Raw genomic sequence first — 18,739 nt, 5'->3', positions numbered from 1 at the left:
AACCAAATCCAAAAAAGATCTATAGTTCCATTTAGGGATTTTCACAGGCTTTAATAAATTTTCAATTATGGAAGTCTGTGAAATGAAAGATCTGAATAAAGATTTAAGGATGAACTGATATGGTAGCATATTCAGATACAATCGATCTATATTCTGATGATGGTAAACTTCTCAAAAGCGATGTTAATCTCAGACAGATAAGTCCGATGATTAATCCTGCGGCCGGGAAGATTATCGATCTGACGAAAAGGACGATTAATGTCAATCTTGGGGGTATCGAAACCGCCCTCAAAACCGGAAGGCTTGGGAAACACAAAAGCAGGATCAGGGGAAGGGAACTTGATCTTCCGATAATGGAGAACAAGGATGCCCTTGTTGAAAAGATCAGGAGTATGATCCAGATCGAAGACGACGACGACACGGAAATTCTTGAATTCAACAACGGAAATCTTCTTCTCGTTCAGGTCCCGTCGAAACGCCTCATAAATGCCGCGACATATGATGCAGCAATCACATCCGTTGCATCCGCAACGACATATGCAATAGTCGATCATTTCGATATCGGCGCATTTGATGCTTCTGTTGTAAAGGCAGCCTGCTGGGGAGCATACCCGCAGACAATGGATATGGAAGCGTCACTCGTTACGTCTATTCTTTCCATCCCGCAGAACAACGAGGGAATCGGATTTGCACTGAGAAATATCCCTGTCAATCATTACGTCATGATGACGAACAGGAATTCTCTTCAGGGTGTCGCTCTGGCTTCGACTCTCGAGCTTGCCGGACATTATGAAATGGGGATGGCAATCGGACCATTCGAGCGCAATCTGCTCCTGGCTTACGGTTACCAGGGTCTCAATGCAAACAATATGGTCTACGATCTCGTCAAGGCGAACGGAGAGAGCGGAACCGTCGGAACCGTTGTCCAGTCACTTGTAGAACGTGCCCTCGAAGACAGGGTAATCTCCCCGGGTAGTAAGGACGGCTTCTTCCAGTTCTACGACACGAAGGATCCGATGATGTGGAATGCATATGTTGCAGCCGGCCAGCTCGCCGCAACAATCGTAAACTGCGGTGCGGGAAGATTCGCCCAGGCTGCTTCTGCGACTCTGCTCTACTTCAACGACCTGATTGAACACGAGACGGGCCTTCCGTCGTGCGACTTCGGCCGTATGATGGGAACTTCGGTCGGATTTTCTTTCTTCAGCCATTCGATCTACGGTGGCGGAGGTCCCGGTATATTCAACGGGAACCACGTCGTGACAAGGCACGCAAACGGTGTTGCAATCCCGTGCGTGGTCGCCGCGTGTTCTCTTGATGCAGGTACCCAGATGTTCTCCCCGGAGAGCACCTCGAAAGTCATGGGTGAAACATACGGCAAGATAGACGTTTTCAACAAGCCTATCGACCAGATTGCCAAAGGAGTGAGCGCATTATCCTGATTCTGCCAAAAAGGGCAGTAATTTAGGATTTATCAAAAATCTGAGTTATTTGGACTATGTGATAATATGTACAAACCGCAATATGGTCCGGGAACTTCGGTTGTCGCTCAGAACAGGCGCAACCAGATGAACCCGGAATACGAACTATCCAAGATCCGCTCGGTTACGGATGAGGATATAATTCTTATTCTCGGACACCGTGCACCGGGACAGGCATATCCGTCGGCTCATCCTCCTCTTGCCGAACAGCAGGAACCCGATGACCCGATGAGAAAACTCGTAAAACCGACTGAAGGTGCAAAGGCCGGAGATCGTGTGCGCTATATCCAGTTCGCCGATTCCATGTTCAATGCACCGTGCCAGCCCTACCAGCGGACATACATGGAGATGTACCGTTTCCGTGCAATCGATCCCGGAACCTTGTCCGGCAGACAGATCGTCGAGTGTCGTGAAAGAGACCTGGAACAGTATTCGAAGATCCTGATCGAGACCGAGGTATTCGATCCCGCGACTGTGTCATGCAGGGGCGCAACGGTTCACGGTCATTCCCTCCGCCTTGCCGAAGACGGCCTGATGTTCGATGCACTCCAGAGATGCATCCTGGCCGAAGACGGAAATGTCTGTTATGTAAAGGACCAGATCGGTATCCCGCTCGACCGCCCCGTCTATGTCGGAAAACCGATGGACGAGGAATGGCTGAGGGAGAAGAGTACGATATTCCACTCACTTGTGGGAACCGCACTGCGTGACGACAAGGAATATGTGAAGTATATTCAGCGTATCCATTCGCTCAGGACCAAATACGGTTTCATGCCGACGGAGGAGGAGTGATTTATGGGAAAAATTGAAAGGAGCCAGAAGCTTTTCCTGAATGCTCTTAAGGAAAAATTCCAGGGTCAGGATATAGAATCCGAAAGGACGACGTTCTACAATTTCGATGGCGTTCGCCAGTCCCCGCGTAAGCGTGAGTTCATGGCGGAGACCGTCGAGATTGAAAAGAAGCGCGGAATTTCGATGTACGATCCTGAGAGATGCCATCTCGGTGGTATCCCGATGGGTCAGCGCCAGCTTATGACCTACGAGGTGTCCGGAACAAACACTTTTGTCGAGGGTGACGACCTGCACTTCGTCAACAACGCTGCAATGCAGCAGATGTGGGACGAGATCAGGAGAACCGTTATCGTCGGTATGGATATGGCTCACGCAACACTCCAGAAACGTCTCGGAAAGGAGGTTACCCCGGAGACGATCAACGAGTATCTGCATATCTTAAACCATGCGATGCCCGGCGGAGCGGTCGTCCAGGAACATATGGTCGAGACCCACCCGGCCCTTACCGACGACTGTTTCGTCAAGGTGTTTACAGGCGACGACGAACTGGCGGACGATATCGATCCACAGTACCTGATCAACATCGACAAATTGTTCCCTGAAAACCAGGCGGCCGAGCTTAAGGAAGAGGTTGGAAAGTCCATCTTCCAGGCGATTCATATACCGACCATCGTTTCGAGGACGTGCGACGGAGGTACTACCTCGCGCTGGTCTGCAATGCAGATTGGAATGTCCTTTATCGCTGCGTACCGCATGTGCGCAGGCGAGGCGGCGGTTGCGGATCTTTCATTCGCCGCAAAGCACGCAGGTGTAATTCAGATGGGAACCATCCTCCCCGCCCGCCGTGCCAGGGGTCCGAACGAACCCGGAGGAATCAAATTCGGTTTCTTCGGTGATATGATCCAGGCCAACAGAAAATATCCGAACGATCCTGCAAAAGCAGCTCTCGAGGTTGTAGGTGGCGGATGTATGCTCTTTGACCAGATTTGGCTCGGATCGTATATGTCCGGCGGTGTGGGTTTCACACAGTATGCAACCGCGGCATATACCGACAACATCCTTGACGAGTTCACTTATTATGGAATGGATTATATCGGGGACAAGTACAATGTCGACTGGAAGAATCCGTCGCCTTCGGATAAGATCAAACCGACCCAGGATATCGTCAACGATATCGCGACCGAGGTCTGTCTTAATGCGATGGAGCAGTACGAGCAGTTCCCGACGATGATGGAGGACCACTTCGGCGGTTCGCAGCGTGCGGGTGTAATGGCTGCGGCATGCGGTCTTTCGACCTCGATTGCAACCGGGAATTCGAATGCGGGTCTCAACGCATGGTACCTGTGCATGCTGATGCATAAGGACGGGTGGAGCCGCTTAGGTTTCTTCGGTTACGATCTTCAGGACCAGTGCGGTTCGGCGAACTCGCTCTCGATGGAGCCCGACCGCGGTCTCGTAGGAGAATTCAGGGGTCCGAACTATCCCAACTATGCGATGAACGTCGGTCACCAGGGAGAATATGCGGCCATTGTTTCAAGTGCACACTATGGTCGTGGAGACGGTTACTGTCTTCAGCCCCTGATCAAGATTACATTCGCAGACCCGTCGCTTACGTTCGACTTCGCGGAACCGAGGCGTGAATTCGCCAGGGGTGCTATCCGCGAGTTTAGTCCGGCTGGAGAAAGATCTCTCATAATTCCGGCGAGGTAGGGAGCTGTCCCTGCCCCCAAATATTTTAAACTGTGGGAAGGAGCCATTTTCAATCCGTTTTTGCCATTTATTTTCGGGTTGAGCAATCACTCCTTTTTCATTTCACCCTCGGATCTCAGTTCCTGCATCTTTTTTATTGTGTGTCTGCTGTTTTCACCAGAAAGTCTATACTTTCTTCAGGTTAACTGGTAACGGAGTTTTGAGTTATGGGGACCAGTCCGGATCCGAGAGATCGTAAAAATATAAAGGCAGGGTTAAAGGTCGGCATTGTCCTGAAAAAGGACCAGATAAGCGGAAAAACAACCGAAGGAATAGTGAAGGAGATCCTTACAAACTCCTCGTTTCACCCGCATGGGATTAAAGTCCGGCTTGAAGACGGACAGGTGGGACGAGTGAAGGTTATTTTCGGGGAGTATTCTGAATCGTAGTCATTTTCTTACAGGGAGGGGGAGATCCCCCTCCCTTCAACCCTCCCCCCAATCGCGATATGTCGCAAGCGTGGATGGGCAAGCATCCCCGCTTGCTGTGGAGTGTGGTTTTACATGAAAATCACGTTGTGATTTACGTGAAACAGTCCATGAAACCTTTGTTTCATAAACGTTTTTTCTGGAAATTATTATTCATTTGAGAGCTGGTCGTGAGGGCAGATTTATCGCAAGCGCGAAGCCCTGAGGTCAGGGCGTGTTCGCTGAGCCTGCGAAGCGAACTTGCGCAAGGGTTGCCTGTTGGAGATGTGTTCCTCCCCCAAAATTATAAATTTGAATCCTTCCTCTTCTCCGTTAATGACACCGGAAGAAGAGGCAGGATCATTTTCATGTGAGCTGGTCGGATGGGAAGAGGCGGCGGATCTTTCACGAACTCTGGCATATAAAATCCGTAATTCGGGATATTGTCCGGATATCGTAATCGCAATCGGAAGGGGAGGTTATGTACCTGCAAGAGTCGTATGCGATTATATGCTGCATGAAAAACTTACCAGCATCAAAATAGAGCACTGGGGAATTGCAGCGGAGAAAAAGGAGAAGGTCACCGTGGTCTTCCCCCTTTCAAACGATATTTCGGATTTGAAGGTCCTTATAATCGATGATGTAACCGACACCGGTGAAACCCTTAAAGCGGCGGTAGATTACATAAGTTCCCTCGGCCCGGTGGAGATCAGGACGGGCGTCCTCCATCACAAGGACTGTTCGGTTTACGAACCGGATTTCTATGCAAAGTACGTTGAAAAATGGAGATGGATCGTATATCCCTGGGCCCTGTATGAGGAAACCTTCGGTTTTTCAAAAAAGGTTCTCTCCGGTGAATATGCCACCCCGGGAGAAATTCGAAAAAAATTACATGATATCTATGGCTTTGATGCCGATACCGGAATGCTCAGGGATGCACTGGTCGATCTTGCCGCTTCCGGAAAGGCAACAAGATCGGGGGTCTGTTTCAAAAGTGCGGGCTAATAAAAGAATATTGAATTTTTTTACTTCAGAATTTTCTTTTGCCAGATAAACCCGTATAAATCAGGACAGCTGCAAGTATCCCGGAAAAGCATGCAATGAACGAAAAACCGGGAGTTGATGTGGAATGACTCTCTTCTTTGGTTACATTTTCCCAGGCATATACAAGCGAACTCCTGAATGAGGGAAATACCGACTTTGTCCAGATCATCCTGTCGTCGTCAAGCGAGATCTCGCCTACCGTACCCGCAGTCGTTATAGTCGATGCATTGCCTGTGGCAGGATCGAAGAGAATGATCTTCGATTCCGAATCGGTATCCTGGTAGCTCCAACCTGCCCTGCTTCCGTCGGTAAACGGTGAGAACAGCTGTGTTTTTTGATCCGTCAGGGCAACGGATTTTGAAACTTCTCCGGTTTTCGGGTTCAGTGATTCGGTTTTATTGGCAGAAATAGTGTAGATAAACGGTTCGTAATAGACTCCTTTGTCATCTCCGTCTAACACTACAGAATGTGTGATGTAGATTATGTAATCGCCGGACATATCGAATGAATCGATGTTTGTGCCTGAATTATTGTCTGATTCGAATGCATAGATTACAGTCTCTTCCCCTGATTCGATATTGAATAAATTCAGGGAGGTCATATTTTCGTAAGCCACGTTTCCGTTGTCGAATACAATGTCTGCGGAATCTGCGTAGTCGGCAGCCAGGACATACTCCGATTCTCCGGTAGAAATGTCATATATGCAAAAATTGGTTTCTAATGATTCTTCGGATGAATTAGACCAGAAAATTTTGTTCCCTTCGATCTTAGGCCATTCGGCATCTCCGGACAGGTTGAGGACGGATGTGTTATCTTCTGCAATGTTCATCAGGTAGATGGAATTCGGTTTTGTATCCGTGTCGTTTTCTTCATAATTATCCATAGATTCCGTTTCGAACCATACTGCATAATCCCCTGAAAGATCCTCGCCTGTAACCATCATTCCTTCGGAAGGTGCACCGATAATGTTGCTGTCTCCCGAACTGATATCATACAGTTTGATCCTGTTGTCACTCTGGTTCATTCCCCCTGATGTCAGGAATATAACATACTCCCCGGAAATAGCTCCGCCGAGCACGCTTTCGTTTTCAGAAGGAATCTCTTTTGTTTCCCACTGGGAACCGGCCGCCGCAACAGCCGGCAGGAAAAGGAGGACGATGAGAAGAACTGCCGCACGCCTGTATTGCATCAAAACATTCATTGCTCTTATTTCGAAGATACAAACCAATGAACCTTTTCATATGAAGTGAGGTATGGCTATTTAAAGGCTGCAAATACCCCGTAGATATCATATGAATAGAAGCAGAATACCTTTTCAAATCCGGCCTTAAGCAATTTCTCTTTAAACCCTTCCGGGGTATCGATATATTTCGCGGCCGCCTTTCTCTTATCGATCATTCCTGATGTTTGTTCCGTGGAAAGACCGTTTTTGATCATGGCCTTTTCCCATCTGTCATTCAGCATATCATCAAGGGTTGGATCGCCGGCTTTGAACACGTCGCCGTTGATGAAGATACCGTTGTCCTTTAAGGAATCTCGGATCTTTCCGATAATATATTCCCTGTCGATGTCGGGCAGGTGATGGAAGCAGAGCGTTGATATGATCATGTCGAATTTTTTATCAGGCCATTTCTCCCTGAAGTCGCCTAAAATAAATTCAACACCTTCGAGATTTTGTTTCGCCATCGCCACATCGATCATCTCGGGTGTCATGTCGATGCAGGTAACGGATGCACCGGGATTTCTTTCGATGATCTTTTCGGTGAGATATCCGGTTCCGCTGCCAAGTTCGAGAATATCTCCTCCGTTATCCGGAACGAGGCTTACGGCCTGATTAAAAAATGCTTTATGATCGCTTACTATCTTTTCTATCAGATTTTCATAATTTTTCGCTGTATTGTTGAAGTGCTCTTCCGCTTTCTCCATGTATAATATTGCGGTGGGTAATAATTATAAATAATACATTCATGTAAAATTTGAAAATTTTTTAATCTTTAAGAGTGAATTTTTAACACACTGCAAGGCCCTGCAAAGATCAAAATTGTCGATATTTACAGGGACGTGCAAAAGGAGGAGAAAAAGCATGAAATGGCATGAACATTGCAGGTATATGGAACTGGAAAGGGAGTACTCTGTCAGGGACCTCGCCCTCTTCCACGGCCACCTCGGCCCTTACATCGTTCTCGGTTACAGGATAGGACGATATGCATCTGAATATTTCGGTAATAATCCATTTGAGATGAAGGCAAAGGTTTACTGTTCAGGGACGACTCCCCAGAGCTGCCTTGCGGACGGCGTTCAGCTCGGAAGCGGCTGTACAATCGGCAAGAGAAACATTGAACTGGAGATCTCGGACGACCTGAAATGCGAGTTCGAATCGGGCGAAAAGAAGATTATCCTGATCCCCAAAAGATTTGAGATTCCAAAGTCTTCCGACGAAGATTATGAGTTGATCATCGAAGAGTTCGCCGAGAAGATGTACGGTCTCGAAGATTCCGAACTGTTCGAAGTCTCCGGGATCTGAAATGAATGCTAAAACTTCCGGCGAACCTGCAATCTGCCTGAAGAATATCTATACGGCCTACGAAGGCGCAGAATATCCTGTAATAAAGGATGTCTCTATAGAGATCAGGCACGGTGAGTTCGCTATAATCGGGGGTCCCAATGGGGCGGGGAAGACGACTCTTCTCGAAACGATCAACGGGATGCTGAAGATCACGCATGGCGAAGCGAAGGTGCTCGATATGGATGTCGGTTCCTGCGGCAGGGATGTCCGAAAAAGGGTCGGCTACGTAATCCAGAACTTTTCATTCGATCCCATGACCCCTTTTTCTGCGGAAGAGGTAGTCCTCATGGGAAGATATGGTCTTATCGGCCCCCTTAAAAAACCGTCAGGAGAGGATCTCGAAAAGGCTTCGGACGCGATGAAGCTTCTCGGGATTACGGATATCGCAAAAAATCCCATAGGAAAACTCAGCGGTGGCCAGCAGCAGAAGGTCCTGATCGCCCAGTGCATTGTGAAGGAACCTGATATACTTCTTCTCGATGAACCGTTCAGCAATCTCGATCTTTTGACGAGGGAATATGTAAGCGGTGTTCTCGGAGATCTTGCGAAGAAAGGATGTACGATCGTAATCGTATCACATGCCTTTGACGCCCTGCCCGATACCGGTATCCGGATCATTGCGATGAACGACGGTAAGATCGCCCTTGACGAGACCTGTGATCCCTGTGAAGTGGAGGGCAAAATACGTTCGGTTTCAGGAGGATTCCCGGGTGCTTGAATTTATCATATCAAACAACATCGTCTGCCACGCTGTAGAGGCCATGCTGTTCGCATCAATTTCGTGCAGCATACTTGGTGTCATCGTTACACAGTTCAATGTTTCATCCATAGGATTTACAATGGCGCATGCGGCATTTGCCGGCGCCGCAATCGGGATGTTTGCAGGAATAAATGCAACGCTTGCCGCTGTTGTTGCAGGCGTTTTTGTTGCGATCCTTCTCGGACCCGTAGCTGAATATTCGAGGATGTCCACTGATTCGATTCTCGGGGTTTTCTTCGGTATGACCATGGCGATCGCGGTCTTCTTCATCGCGTATATGCAGTATCTCGGGAAGGGAATGAGCGCGAGCGCACTTCTCTTCGGCGATGTCATCTCCCTTTACCGCGAGGAGATCTATGCACTTGCGATAATATCCGTAATCTCGATAGTTTTCGTCTATCTCTTCTACAAGGAGATATCCGCGATCATATTCGATATGAAGATCGCCGAAGCCGCCGGGATTTGTGTTAAACCGCTATATTTTGTCATCTTGTTTATGATCGCGCTCGCGGTCTCGCTGAGCCTGAATATAGTCGGCGGCCTTCTGCTCTTTGTCTGGCTGGTAACCCCTGCAGCTGCGGCCTATCAGTTCTGCAGCAGCCTGAAATCCATGTTCATACTTGCTCCGGTAATTGCCGGCACGGTGAGCGTTGTGGGTGCATTAATAGGCCTGGCTTATTCGGTTCCTGTTGCGCCTTTAACGGCGATTATGATTACATTGGTATTCGTAATTTCGATGTTCGTATCCCCAAAGAGAAAAATTTCATACAGTAAAGGATATTAAATAATATTTCTTAACAACTTTTTATGAAAAGTTTAGGTTTTTTCTTTTCGATCTGTGCAATCGCGGTTCTGGTTCTCTGCTGTCCCGCGGTCTGCGCACTGAATGTCGTTTCGACGACAAGTGTACTTTGGGATCCTGTAACGCAGATCGGCGGTGATCGTGTCGATGCGATATATGTCGCCGATCCGACGATCTGTCCACATCTCCAGGGGGATATCATCAACAACAGGATCCAGATGAACAGGGATTTTATTGCGACTGCCGATCTCTTCGTGGGCCATAACAGCAGTGTCGACAGCCAGTATGTGATCCCGCCGCTGAACGAGTTCATGGAAGCGAACGATTACGGAACGATCAACTGGGTATTCCTCAGCGATCCTAATATGTCATGGAACACACCCGACGATGCCGTACTGCTTGCGGATGAAGTCAAGGGCTGGCTCATTGCTGCCGATCCCGGGAATGAGACTTATTATGAGGGAAACTATGCCGAGTACATCGATTCGATAAACCTGGCTGATCTTTCTGATGAGGAGGCCGGGGCAATCGGCGGGCAGGACGTCATTGTGATGATCTGGCAGAAGAAACCCGCTGAACAGTGGCTGGGATTAAACATCGTGGACTTCTACGCCCCTGACTTTTACATGAACGGCAATTATACAGCTGCAAAGCTTGTCGACAGGATCCAGGCGGACCCTGAGAAATACGCGAATGTGAAGTATGTTATCGAGAACATGCAGTCCGGAGAGCTTGCCAAGGGTGTCGAAGAGGCCCTGAATGATCTCGGAATCGATGCGGAGAGGGTTATCTTTACCAATTTCCCTAAGTCTCTCGACGGTGTGGACACCATTCCCGATGTTCTTGAATACAACAAAGGGCTCGTAATGCCTGGAGGTGCCATAGAAGGATCGGTGGATGCTGAAGAGGAGAAGGTAACCGGTAAAACAGGTGCCGCAACCGGCACGTCGACAGTTGCAAAGACTGCATCGACAACTTCGGCGCCGACACAGGCTTCCCCGTTGTCACCTGTTCTGGTGATATCCGGGCTCCTGTGCGGTTTGATCTTCTTCTTCAAAAAATAATCTTTTATTATTCCCGTTAAAATTAGGGCATCGATGGTTTTTTCCGGATAATTTGGATTTCTATGCTTAATGATCCATCAATTCTGCAAATTATTGTATTATATTTTTATAATTTTGTTGTACTTGATATTAAATCTAAGATCAATATTTTAATATAATAAGATGACGCGATCTGATCATGCTACTTTTAAAGAATATTTATCTTTAAAGTAGTACTTTTGGAGAGTCAATTAAAATGAAGAAAGGAATTGTTGTTGAAAAATATGGTGCTGTTTCTCCGGTTGTGGGAGTAATGCTGATGCTCGTCGTCACAATTATTCTAGCAGCAGTTGTTTCAGCCTTTGCCTCGGGTGTCACCGGTGATACGCAGGTGGCACCGCAGGCGAGTTTAAGGATCAGTACCGGCGGAGATATAGCCAGTGGTGAATATGACATCAGTATAGAGCATCTCAGTGGAGATCCCATTCCCACGAAGGATGTTGAGATTATAACGTGGCTTACGTTGCCCAACAGCACGGTTGTGAAGCATGTACAAGCCGCGGACTCACCTTATGCCCTCCTGAGTTCTTCTTCTCTTGCGGGACACCCCTCGTATTCACGTGTGCCTCATGTATACGACCAGCAGAAGTACGGCTATCCGTGTAAATCGACGGAAAATGTAACTGTTCCCTATACCGGTTATGTAATCGGGGGAATCAATGAAACCGGCGATTCGCCTGCATGGTTCGGGGTAGTTACATGGATGCCGGGAGATATCGCGAGGACATACATGGCCTACGGTGCCGCCGAACTGCTCGGGCTTGTCCCGGCGGGAGAAGAATTCCCGGGCGATGCAAGCACATATGATGATGCCGTGGATGTTTTGGAAGACTGCGTGTCCTCGAACGCCCAGCTCGAAGTCAAGATCCTGCACGTCCCGAGTGGTAAGTATATTCTGGACGAAACAGTGGCATTACAGGGGTGAGATGAAATGAAGGACATAAAACAATCAAATGAAAGTGCAGTCTCGCCTGTTGTGGGTGTTATGATGATGCTTGTCGTTACAATCATCCTTGCCGCTGTTGTTTCGGCATTCGCGTCAGGAGTTGCCGGTGATACCTCCGCAGCTCCCCAGGCAGCGATCCTTGCCACGGGGATAGTGTTCGATGGTGCCTATGACTCAAATTCGGCTGATCGTTATGGACAAGGTATAGCCAGGCCGACGGCAGTAGATGGCAAAATGACGGATGTCTATGTGGTCTTCGAGCACAAGGGCGGTGATTCGATCAACCTGAATAATATCGATATGGAGCTTAGCTCAATGTCGAAGAGCGACGAGAAGTCTCTCGTGTCGAATTCGTATACGCCTTATGAAGGCGGTAACAGCTATATCGGGTCGATCGGTGATAAAGGTAATATCGCTGGATTTTCCGGGAACTGGGGTACTTATATGGAGACATATCCGGATCACGGTACCGTGGTGAACCCGGGCGACAGGTTTGTATTACACGCCGATTTCGTAACTAGCATGTATGATGATGAGACTCATAAATATACAAATTCACTTTGCTGGATGAACAATGACGCGGTCTACCAGTTTTGGATCGATGCAGGCGACGTCCTGACGTACGATATCATCGATAAGAACTCGGGGAAGGTAATTACTTCCGGAGATATCCAGGTACCCTTGTTCACTATTTCAAACAGTTAAAATTTATGGTGTATGGAGATTCAAAAACTACCTTTTTTCAGGGCTTATTTGTTTTAAAATCCTGCATAATCGGCAGAATCCCATTTCCTAAAACCGCTTTTGATCAGGAGCCACGCAGGTATAAAGAGGATTACTGAAAAATACGCCAGGTACGTACTGACAAATGTCAGCCCGAGGAGAACGAGAATCACCGGGCCGGTTACGAGTATGTATGTTAAAAATACCTTTACATTGTAGATCATCGCTCCCGGCTGAAGTCCGCACATCCTGATCATAAGGGCCAGTTCGAAGAAAGAGATCGAGAGGCAGAGAACGACTGCATTGGGGATGCTTTCCGGATCGCCTGAGAGAAGCCCGACTGCAACTAAAAATATGACCGGGATCGCCTGCAGGACAGTGAATGTCCCGACCTTCGCCCTTATAACCGACGAAATATTCAGGGGAAGAAAATGATATACGGAGATCGAATCGAACTCTGTGAGCCATGTGTACATCGTCGACGCGATGATGCCGGTTACGACAGCGATCGTAAACAGGATATTGTCCTGTGTAATGAAACCGGTCAGGAATGACAATACCAGCCAGATCAGTCCCAGCGGAAGAATAAAGGAAAAGATGATCTGGCCGACTCCGATTCCGCTCCTGTAGAGGTCGATGAAATCCTTTGCGACGAGGGTGTTTTCTTTTAAAAATCCAAGTCTTTGAGAGAACGAATCCAGTATGTTCCGGTAGTGCTTTTCAGAACCAGTGTCTGCGGGGGTAAAGAATGCTATGGAGAGTGCGAAGAGGATCGCAATTATGCAGATAGTGAACACAAGCCCGGAAATTGTAAACGAGTTGAAGAGGAGAACCGGAAGAATAAGGGCTGATAAGATCGTTTCGGGTGGATACATTGTTCCTGCCGCCAGGAATGCAATGATGATCGCTGCCAGGACTGCAAACAGCGCCGTTTTGCTCCTCGAATAGATCGCAGATAACAGGAAGATCGTGCATAATCCAAAAAGGAATCCTAGCGACATCGTAAGCAGCAGCAACAGGGGGTATTGAATCCCGATTCCGTTGAAGGGGGATGCGACCAGAAATCCCAGCCCGAAAGGAAGAACCCAGAGAATGAAGTAATAAACGATATCCTTTACAACGAAATTGAGAAAAACAATCCGCTCCGAGACCGGCAGGCTCCGTGCCGAATATGCGATCAGGCTTCCCTGTCCGAATCGCCGGTTCATCACCTCCTTCCCCATGATTCCGAAAGACCCGACCATTATCCCGAGGAGAACGAACTGTGCATGTACTGTGATGCTCAGGAGCATGATGTCCATAACATTCGATATAAGGGGCAGGATAAATGTGCCCATGAACGCGATAGCAAATATCAGAACGGGGAAGAGGGCGAAATTGAGGCTGCCGAAGAGCGTGGAGTGCATACGCCACTCCTCCCTGAACATGTTTGCAAACAGTGTGAGCATCTTTTCAGCTCCGCTCCACGAGTTCCATGAAGAAATCGTCGAGATGGACGCCTTTTTCTTTCAGTTCGTCCGTTTTTCCCGTGTGAAGGAGTTTCCCCTTGTGTAGTATTGCAAATTCGGTGCAGATCTCCTCTGCGATCTCGAGGATGTGCGTTGAGAGAAAGATCGTGTTGCCCGAAGCGGCATAATCTTTCAGGAACTCCTTCACTTTCCTCTGCATAACCGGGTCGAGGTTTATCAGCGGTTCGTCGATCAGTGCGACTTCGGGTTCGTGAAGGAAAGCCTGTGCAAACATAAGCTTCTGTCTTGTCCCGCGTGACAGGTCTTTGCAGAGGACATCTTTTTTATCTGCGAAGTCGAGATAGTCGAACCACCAGTCCGATTTTTCTTCAAGTTCAGTTCCTTCGATCTTTCTGATCTTTGCTACAAACGACAGGTATTCGCCGGCTGTGAGAAAACTCGGAGGTGTCTCCTGTTCCGGAATAATTCCTACGAGCTCCCTGACCTTTATGCCTTCCTTTGCCGGATCGGTGCCGAGAACCTCGGCAGAACCCGATGAAGGTTTGATCTGGCCGGTGAGCATCCTGATCATGGTTGTCTTCCCCGAGCCGTTCGGCCCCAGGAGTCCGAAAAGACTGCCCTTTTCGACTTCCAGGCTGACCCCGTCGACGGCCTTTAAATCTCCGTATTCCTTTGCGATCTTTTCAGTTTTTATTACCGGCATCTCAATCTCCCTAATTATAAGTGTATGTTGCCGGTTTATAAATCCGAAGGCTTACAGCTAGTGCACATGATAAATAGTTATTTATTCCCGTCTGCTCACTATCTGCTGTGAATATTATGGATCTGATAGCTGTAGGAGAGACCGCACCACCGTTCTGCCTCCCTGATTCCTGGCATTCGGAGGTTTGTATCGAAGCGTTCAGGGGAAGGTGGGTTATTCTTTATTTTTACCCGAAGGACAACACAACCGGCTGCACGCTTGAGGCACAGACATTTTCGGCTGAGATGAGCGATTTCAGGGGGATGAATACGATTGTAATCGGGATCAGCCCTGATTCATGTGAAAGCCATGAAAAATTCATGAAGAAGCATTCCCTCGATCTCATCCTGCTGTCAGACGAGACTCATGTTGTCCTGGAAAAATACGGTGTCTGGCAGAAGAAGAAACTATACGGGAGGGAATACTTCGGTGTAGACAGGACGACATACCTGATAAATCCCGAGGGCGTAATCGTTGAGGTCTGGCCGAAGGTGAAGGTCAAAGGCCACGCGGAAGAGGTAAAGGCGAAGGTCGTTTCACTGGCGGGAAACAATCCGGAATAATCCTTTTCGGAAAAAAGTATTAAGAATATTATAAATCCAAAAATCTATCCTGAATTTTCGATAAGAGTCTTCGATATTATATACTCGCCCTTTGCCTCGCGTGTAGATCCGATCACGAGCCACTTTTCATTTCCGTGATCCTCGACGTATCCGCATGCCTCGATGATCTCTCCGGAAACCGCCTGCCCGCTGTATGTATGAGTGAACGACAGGACTTTGGAGATCTCGTCGTGATCGATCGAATAGATCGCCGGACTGTCGAATATCAGGGATGAATCGGTGACTTCGGCTTCGATCGTCTTCTTACCGAGGACATCGCCTTTAGATATATTGACCCTGTTCAGATCGCCGTAATCTCTCGTGTAGAGAAGATCGAAGTATGTTCCGTCGATCTCTCCCCTGTTCCATTTCCTCTTTTCATGCAGGACGAATGTCTCGTAATCGATCTCGGGAACCCGCTTGTTGTAGACCTTCTTCCAGAGTTCTTCAGACAGCGGTTTCATCCCGCCTCTTTCTACGGCGTTCATGAGGTTTTTTTGTGCGGTAAACCAGTGATCCCCGTACACGACCATGTCGATATCAGAGGTCTCGTTTTCAAGCCCCACAAGAAGAGAGCCGGTGCATCCTGTATTTCCGGGCGGAACATCGAAGAGGGATACGAGTTTATCCACTCTTTTATCCCTTTGGCAGATGCTCTGGATCTTCTCCTCGGGTTTGTGCACCTTTTTTATATCCCCGAGCGGGACGCGATGAACTGTATCGAGATATTCGGGTTTGTTCTTCCTGATATAATCGAAGGCCTCCTCAAAATCGTATTTCGTATACCTGGTTCCGTCGGGAGACTGCCTGCTGCCGTTTTCGTCGGGTACGTATCTAAGGATGCAGCCTACGGCTTTGTCGTTATCGTAGGCCGAAACGGCGTAGATGCAGCCATCCCGGTCTTCGATAAAATCTCTCAGTCTGATCTGTTTCATAAAAAATCAATCCATTTCAGCGATAAAAGAGGCCACTTCCTCGATCTGGGCTCCGGCACGTACTATCTTCCTGTTTACGAGATCCACGACCGTGCTCGGGTTTCCGGGGAGTGTTCCGGAGTCGATGATGTGATCGTATATTACATTCACCTGGCTTACCGTGACCGGGCTGATGTCTCCAGACAGGTTTGCACTCGTGGATGTAATGGGCGATCCGAATTTTTCTATGATTTCTATTGCGATATCGTTGTCCGGCATCCTGATTCCGATTAGGCCGGTCCCTCCTGTAAGGACGGGAGGGATGCATTTTTTCGCACGAACTATAACAGTGACAGGGCCGGGAAGGAATCGTTTTATGAATTTTTCTTCCGCTTCATCGATTATTGCCACTGCATGGAGCATCTCCATATCGGATACTGCAATCGAGACTGGTTTTGAGAGAGGGCGGCATTTAGCCTCATAGAGACGGCTGACGGCTTCATCCGAAAGGGCGTCGCACCCGAGCCCGTAAACCGTCTCCGTGGGATATACGATTATCCCGTCTCTCCTGAGAACCCGTACCGCTTCATCTATTTTGAGCCTCAGAATACACGCCCCCTTACCCTGTCGATATTGAAGACGGCGAGATCGCTCGCCTGCATAACCGCGAATACTCCTGCCTGGATCGGGTCGGTTACGACGAGATCCGCATGCTGCGGTACGCTTCCTGCCATATTGAGCGAGATTACCGGTATTCCGAACTCCTTTACACGCTCTACAGCACGGGAGACTTCGCCGCCCATAAGTGAGCCTGCAAGGACGAGAACGGAGACTCTCGGGAGTCTGCACACGGCATCGATGGAATCGGCAAGGGTCATCTCGCCTACGAGGGGGATCGTGTCTACGGAGATCCTTTCCCCCCTGATATTGTGGCGGTCCGCTTCGTTGACTGCACCCATCGCGACCTGTGCGACCTGTGCTCCGCCGCCGAGTATTATGATTCTTTTTCCGTATATTCTGGATAACGGCTGATATGTCCTCACCTCATGGACGCACGGGAGACTTCTCAGTTCCTCAAGTAGTTTTCCCGTTTCGTTTATCTCTTCGTATTCGAAGTAGAGAAAAGATCTTCCCATGCTCGGGCCGCCCTGGAGGACGGAAGCCTGGGCCATGACGATATTTGCTTCGTTCGAAGCCATAATATCTGAAACATCCCGTAATACGCCTTTTGAGTTGTCGCTCAGGATGCTTATAGCGTGAATTACTGAATCATCCATTTCCTGCAGATTCTGGTTTATTTTCTGATTAGTTATAGGTTTTGAAGGCTGCATTTCCGGTGCGGAACGGATCGATTCAAAGAATACAGGAGACAGGTTTCCGGGACGGGTGCAGTCTGCCTGCACTCCGGCGGCGCGTATTTCTGTGTCACGGATTTCACACGGTTTTAGTGGGGGAAATCTCGGTTTATCGAAGGAATTAGTATTCCCGTTTTTAACCGCCCGCGAGAGTTTATATCGTTTGCATCCTCATATGGAGATATTATCCAGGTGGATTGATTAACATGACAACTATCCGGTTTTACAGGATATACGATGCCGGGATGGCGGTAAATCTCGACGAACTTGAAGAGGCATTTGCGGAGAAGTATATTACGTCGAGGGCCCGTTTCAGGAGGATTCACCCAAAATCTATTGTCATGGATAAGCCTCCGCTCGTGCTTAATATGGGGCAGATTACGGTTGAGGCGGGTGGAAAAACATACGAGATGTCGATGTCGGTAAAGATTCTCGATATCGGTGTAATCAGTATCTGTATCATCTGCGATCTCGGGGAGAGTAGTCCTGCCGTCCTTTATGAAACCGCATTGTCGTTCGGCGACAAGGATTGTCTGTCTGATCATTTTTACACTACGCTGAAAACCCTCGACGAGATCTTCTCGATATATATCCGCGACTTCGTGATAGAGGAGGATTTCTACGAGGATTATACGATCTATACGGTCGAAAAGGAGACTGATGCCCCCGATCCGGTGTCTCTCTTCCTGTGCGACGGAACGGACTTCTCGGATCAGTTCAGGGACGAGACTTTAAGGAATGTTCTGAGCTACAGCCGCAACGACAAGGTGATCATATCCTGGGACGGTGCACTGATAATCTCGCCCGAATCTCCGGATGATATCATCGATCTCATAGAATATGCAAATGTCCAGGTGTTCGAGTTCAGGTACTATGATCGCGAGCTTACGAACCGGATTGAAAATATGTATGACGACATCGAGGATGCCGACAGGATGTACTGGTTCTGGAGGATGTACAGGTACCACGGGATCATGGTTGTCACGATGGAGATCTACGCTGATCTCTACGAGATTATCGAGAGAGTGAACAACCTCATTAAGGTCACCGAGGATGTCTATTACGCAAGGGTTTACGAGACTGCACTGAAGGAGTTCAGGATCGGCCAGTGGAGCGGCAGCGTTACGAGAAAGATCGATGTCCTGAGGGAGAACTACTCGATGCTTTCGGACGAGGTAAGAATCCAGCATTCCTATTTCCTGGAATGGATTGTTATACTGCTGATCGGGTTTGAGTTCCTGTTCGCGGTATGGCAGTATTTTATATAATAATTATTCCGGGGTT

Annotated in this window: 20 protein-coding genes; 13 read left to right on the top strand and 7 right to left on the bottom strand. The window is 48.3% G+C overall.

Features of this window, described 5'->3' with window-relative positions:
• Positions 1–119: 119 nt before the first annotated feature.
• The 5 genes from mcrB to MPET_RS10050 all read left to right on the top strand — a co-directional run bounded on the left by mcrB (position 120) and on the right by MPET_RS10050 (position 5,434).
• Entirely contained in the window at positions 120–1,442 is a 1,323-nt protein-coding gene (gene mcrB, locus MPET_RS10070; RefSeq protein ID WP_013329920.1) for a coenzyme-B sulfoethylthiotransferase subunit beta, read from the top strand.
• 66 nt (positions 1,443–1,508) lie between these two features.
• Positions 1,509–2,273, top strand: a complete 765-nt coding sequence (gene mcrG / locus MPET_RS10065; protein ID WP_013329919.1) for a coenzyme-B sulfoethylthiotransferase subunit gamma — start codon at positions 1,509–1,511, stop codon at positions 2,271–2,273.
• A gap of 3 nt (positions 2,274–2,276) precedes the next feature.
• On the top strand, positions 2,277–3,983 hold the full coding sequence (mcrA, locus tag MPET_RS10060) for a coenzyme-B sulfoethylthiotransferase subunit alpha (protein ID WP_013329918.1): 1,707 nt from the start codon (positions 2,277–2,279) through the stop codon (positions 3,981–3,983).
• 206 nt (positions 3,984–4,189) lie between these two features.
• Entirely contained in the window at positions 4,190–4,411 is a 222-nt protein-coding gene (locus MPET_RS10055) for a YwbE family protein (protein ID WP_013329917.1), read from the top strand.
• Positions 4,412–4,765: 354 nt separating this feature from the next.
• Entirely contained in the window at positions 4,766–5,434 is a 669-nt protein-coding gene (locus tag MPET_RS10050) for a phosphoribosyltransferase (RefSeq protein ID WP_013329916.1), read from the top strand.
• 25 nt (positions 5,435–5,459) lie between these two features.
• Here the strand turns inward: MPET_RS10050 and MPET_RS10045 are convergent, their stop codons facing one another.
• Entirely contained in the window at positions 5,460–6,674 is a 1,215-nt protein-coding gene (locus MPET_RS10045) for a hypothetical protein (RefSeq protein WP_013329915.1), read from the bottom strand.
• 56 nt (positions 6,675–6,730) lie between these two features.
• Positions 6,731–7,399: a class I SAM-dependent methyltransferase gene (locus MPET_RS10040; protein ID WP_013329914.1), complete on the bottom strand. Its 669-nt coding sequence runs from the start codon at positions 7,397–7,399 to the stop codon at positions 6,731–6,733.
• Positions 7,400–7,556: 157 nt separating this feature from the next.
• On the opposite strand from MPET_RS10040, the gene MPET_RS10035 reads away from it, so the two are divergent.
• The 6 genes from MPET_RS10035 (at position 7,557) to MPET_RS10010 (ending at position 12,355) form a co-directional block, all read left to right on the top strand.
• A complete protein-coding gene (locus MPET_RS10035) occupies positions 7,557–7,997 on the top strand; it encodes a formylmethanofuran dehydrogenase subunit E family protein (RefSeq protein ID WP_013329913.1) in 441 nt (146 codons plus the stop codon).
• A gap of 1 nt (position 7,998) precedes the next feature.
• Entirely contained in the window at positions 7,999–8,757 is a 759-nt protein-coding gene (locus MPET_RS10030; RefSeq protein WP_013329912.1) for a metal ABC transporter ATP-binding protein, read from the top strand.
• A complete protein-coding gene (locus tag MPET_RS10025; protein ID WP_013329911.1) occupies positions 8,750–9,583 on the top strand; it encodes a metal ABC transporter permease in 834 nt (277 codons plus the stop codon). The genes MPET_RS10030 and MPET_RS10025 overlap by 8 nt, the downstream gene beginning before the upstream one ends.
• Before the next feature lie 23 nt (positions 9,584–9,606).
• Positions 9,607–10,665 (top strand): metal ABC transporter substrate-binding protein, encoded by a 1,059-nt coding sequence (locus MPET_RS10020; RefSeq protein ID WP_013329910.1) that lies wholly within the window; start codon positions 9,607–9,609, stop codon positions 10,663–10,665.
• A gap of 235 nt (positions 10,666–10,900) precedes the next feature.
• Positions 10,901–11,629 (top strand): type IV pilin N-terminal domain-containing protein, encoded by a 729-nt coding sequence (locus MPET_RS10015; protein WP_013329909.1) that lies wholly within the window; start codon positions 10,901–10,903, stop codon positions 11,627–11,629.
• A 6-nt stretch (positions 11,630–11,635) separates the two neighbouring features.
• Positions 11,636–12,355: a type IV pilin N-terminal domain-containing protein gene (locus MPET_RS10010; protein WP_013329908.1), complete on the top strand. Its 720-nt coding sequence runs from the start codon at positions 11,636–11,638 to the stop codon at positions 12,353–12,355.
• Between the two features lie 53 nt (positions 12,356–12,408).
• On the opposite strand, the gene MPET_RS10005 is transcribed toward MPET_RS10010, so the two are convergent.
• Together MPET_RS10005 and MPET_RS10000 are read right to left on the bottom strand one after the other, a co-directional pair.
• Positions 12,409–13,821 carry a hypothetical protein gene (locus tag MPET_RS10005; protein WP_013329907.1) on the bottom strand — a complete coding sequence of 471 codons (1,413 nt, stop codon included), beginning with the start codon at positions 13,819–13,821 and terminating at the stop codon, positions 12,409–12,411.
• A gap of 4 nt (positions 13,822–13,825) precedes the next feature.
• Complete coding sequence (locus tag MPET_RS10000) at positions 13,826–14,545, bottom strand: ABC transporter ATP-binding protein (RefSeq protein ID WP_013329906.1); 720 nt, start codon at positions 14,543–14,545, stop codon at positions 13,826–13,828.
• Between the two features lie 116 nt (positions 14,546–14,661).
• Here MPET_RS10000 and MPET_RS09995 point away from each other — a divergent pair, with 116 nt between their 5' ends.
• Complete coding sequence (locus tag MPET_RS09995) at positions 14,662–15,147, top strand: peroxiredoxin (protein WP_013329905.1); 486 nt, start codon at positions 14,662–14,664, stop codon at positions 15,145–15,147.
• Between the two features lie 44 nt (positions 15,148–15,191).
• Here the strand turns inward: MPET_RS09995 and MPET_RS09990 are convergent, their stop codons facing one another.
• From MPET_RS09990 to MPET_RS09980, 3 genes are read right to left on the bottom strand one after another with little or no spacing between them, the layout of a single operon-like run.
• Positions 15,192–16,121: a DNA polymerase subunit beta gene (locus MPET_RS09990; RefSeq protein ID WP_013329904.1), complete on the bottom strand. Its 930-nt coding sequence runs from the start codon at positions 16,119–16,121 to the stop codon at positions 15,192–15,194.
• A gap of 6 nt (positions 16,122–16,127) precedes the next feature.
• Positions 16,128–16,694, bottom strand: coding sequence for an L-threonylcarbamoyladenylate synthase (locus MPET_RS09985; RefSeq protein ID WP_318238902.1), 567 nt, complete (start codon positions 16,692–16,694; stop codon positions 16,128–16,130).
• 8 nt (positions 16,695–16,702) lie between these two features.
• On the bottom strand, positions 16,703–17,377 hold the full coding sequence (locus tag MPET_RS09980; protein WP_013329902.1) for a DUF5612 domain-containing protein: 675 nt from the start codon (positions 17,375–17,377) through the stop codon (positions 16,703–16,705).
• 284 nt (positions 17,378–17,661) lie between these two features.
• Between MPET_RS09980 and MPET_RS09975 the strand changes: the two genes are divergently transcribed.
• Positions 17,662–18,723 (top strand): hypothetical protein, encoded by a 1,062-nt coding sequence (locus MPET_RS09975; protein WP_013329901.1) that lies wholly within the window; start codon positions 17,662–17,664, stop codon positions 18,721–18,723.
• Positions 18,724–18,739 lie beyond the last annotated feature (16 nt).

Source organism: Methanolacinia petrolearia DSM 11571 (assembly GCF_000147875.1).
GTDB classification, from domain to species: Archaea; Halobacteriota; Methanomicrobia; order Methanomicrobiales; family Methanomicrobiaceae; genus Methanolacinia; species Methanolacinia petrolearia.
This window is presented reverse-complemented; position numbering and strand designations above follow the sequence as displayed.

Coding starts and splice junctions, on each gene's coding strand:
- mcrB (WP_013329920.1), top strand. CDS start 120: ATGGTAGCATATTCAGATACAATCGATCTATATTCTGATGATGGTAAA.
- mcrG (WP_013329919.1), top strand. CDS start 1,509: ATGTACAAACCGCAATATGGTCCGGGAACTTCGGTTGTCGCTCAGAAC.
- mcrA (WP_013329918.1), top strand. CDS start 2,277: ATGGGAAAAATTGAAAGGAGCCAGAAGCTTTTCCTGAATGCTCTTAAG.
- MPET_RS10055 (WP_013329917.1), top strand. CDS start 4,190: ATGGGGACCAGTCCGGATCCGAGAGATCGTAAAAATATAAAGGCAGGG.
- MPET_RS10050 (WP_013329916.1), top strand. CDS start 4,766: ATGACACCGGAAGAAGAGGCAGGATCATTTTCATGTGAGCTGGTCGGA.
- MPET_RS10045 (WP_013329915.1), bottom strand. CDS start 6,674: ATGAATGTTTTGATGCAATACAGGCGTGCGGCAGTTCTTCTCATCGTC.
- MPET_RS10040 (WP_013329914.1), bottom strand. CDS start 7,399: ATGGAGAAAGCGGAAGAGCACTTCAACAATACAGCGAAAAATTATGAA.
- MPET_RS10035 (WP_013329913.1), top strand. CDS start 7,557: ATGAAATGGCATGAACATTGCAGGTATATGGAACTGGAAAGGGAGTAC.
- MPET_RS10030 (WP_013329912.1), top strand. CDS start 7,999: ATGAATGCTAAAACTTCCGGCGAACCTGCAATCTGCCTGAAGAATATC.
- MPET_RS10020 (WP_013329910.1), top strand. CDS start 9,607: ATGAAAAGTTTAGGTTTTTTCTTTTCGATCTGTGCAATCGCGGTTCTG.
- MPET_RS10015 (WP_013329909.1), top strand. CDS start 10,901: ATGAAGAAAGGAATTGTTGTTGAAAAATATGGTGCTGTTTCTCCGGTT.
- MPET_RS10010 (WP_013329908.1), top strand. CDS start 11,636: ATGAAGGACATAAAACAATCAAATGAAAGTGCAGTCTCGCCTGTTGTG.
- MPET_RS10005 (WP_013329907.1), bottom strand. CDS start 13,821: ATGCTCACACTGTTTGCAAACATGTTCAGGGAGGAGTGGCGTATGCAC.
- MPET_RS10000 (WP_013329906.1), bottom strand. CDS start 14,545: ATGCCGGTAATAAAAACTGAAAAGATCGCAAAGGAATACGGAGATTTA.
- MPET_RS09995 (WP_013329905.1), top strand. CDS start 14,662: ATGGATCTGATAGCTGTAGGAGAGACCGCACCACCGTTCTGCCTCCCT.
- MPET_RS09990 (WP_013329904.1), bottom strand. CDS start 16,121: ATGAAACAGATCAGACTGAGAGATTTTATCGAAGACCGGGATGGCTGC.
- MPET_RS09980 (WP_013329902.1), bottom strand. CDS start 17,377: ATGGATGATTCAGTAATTCACGCTATAAGCATCCTGAGCGACAACTCA.
- MPET_RS09975 (WP_013329901.1), top strand. CDS start 17,662: ATGACAACTATCCGGTTTTACAGGATATACGATGCCGGGATGGCGGTA.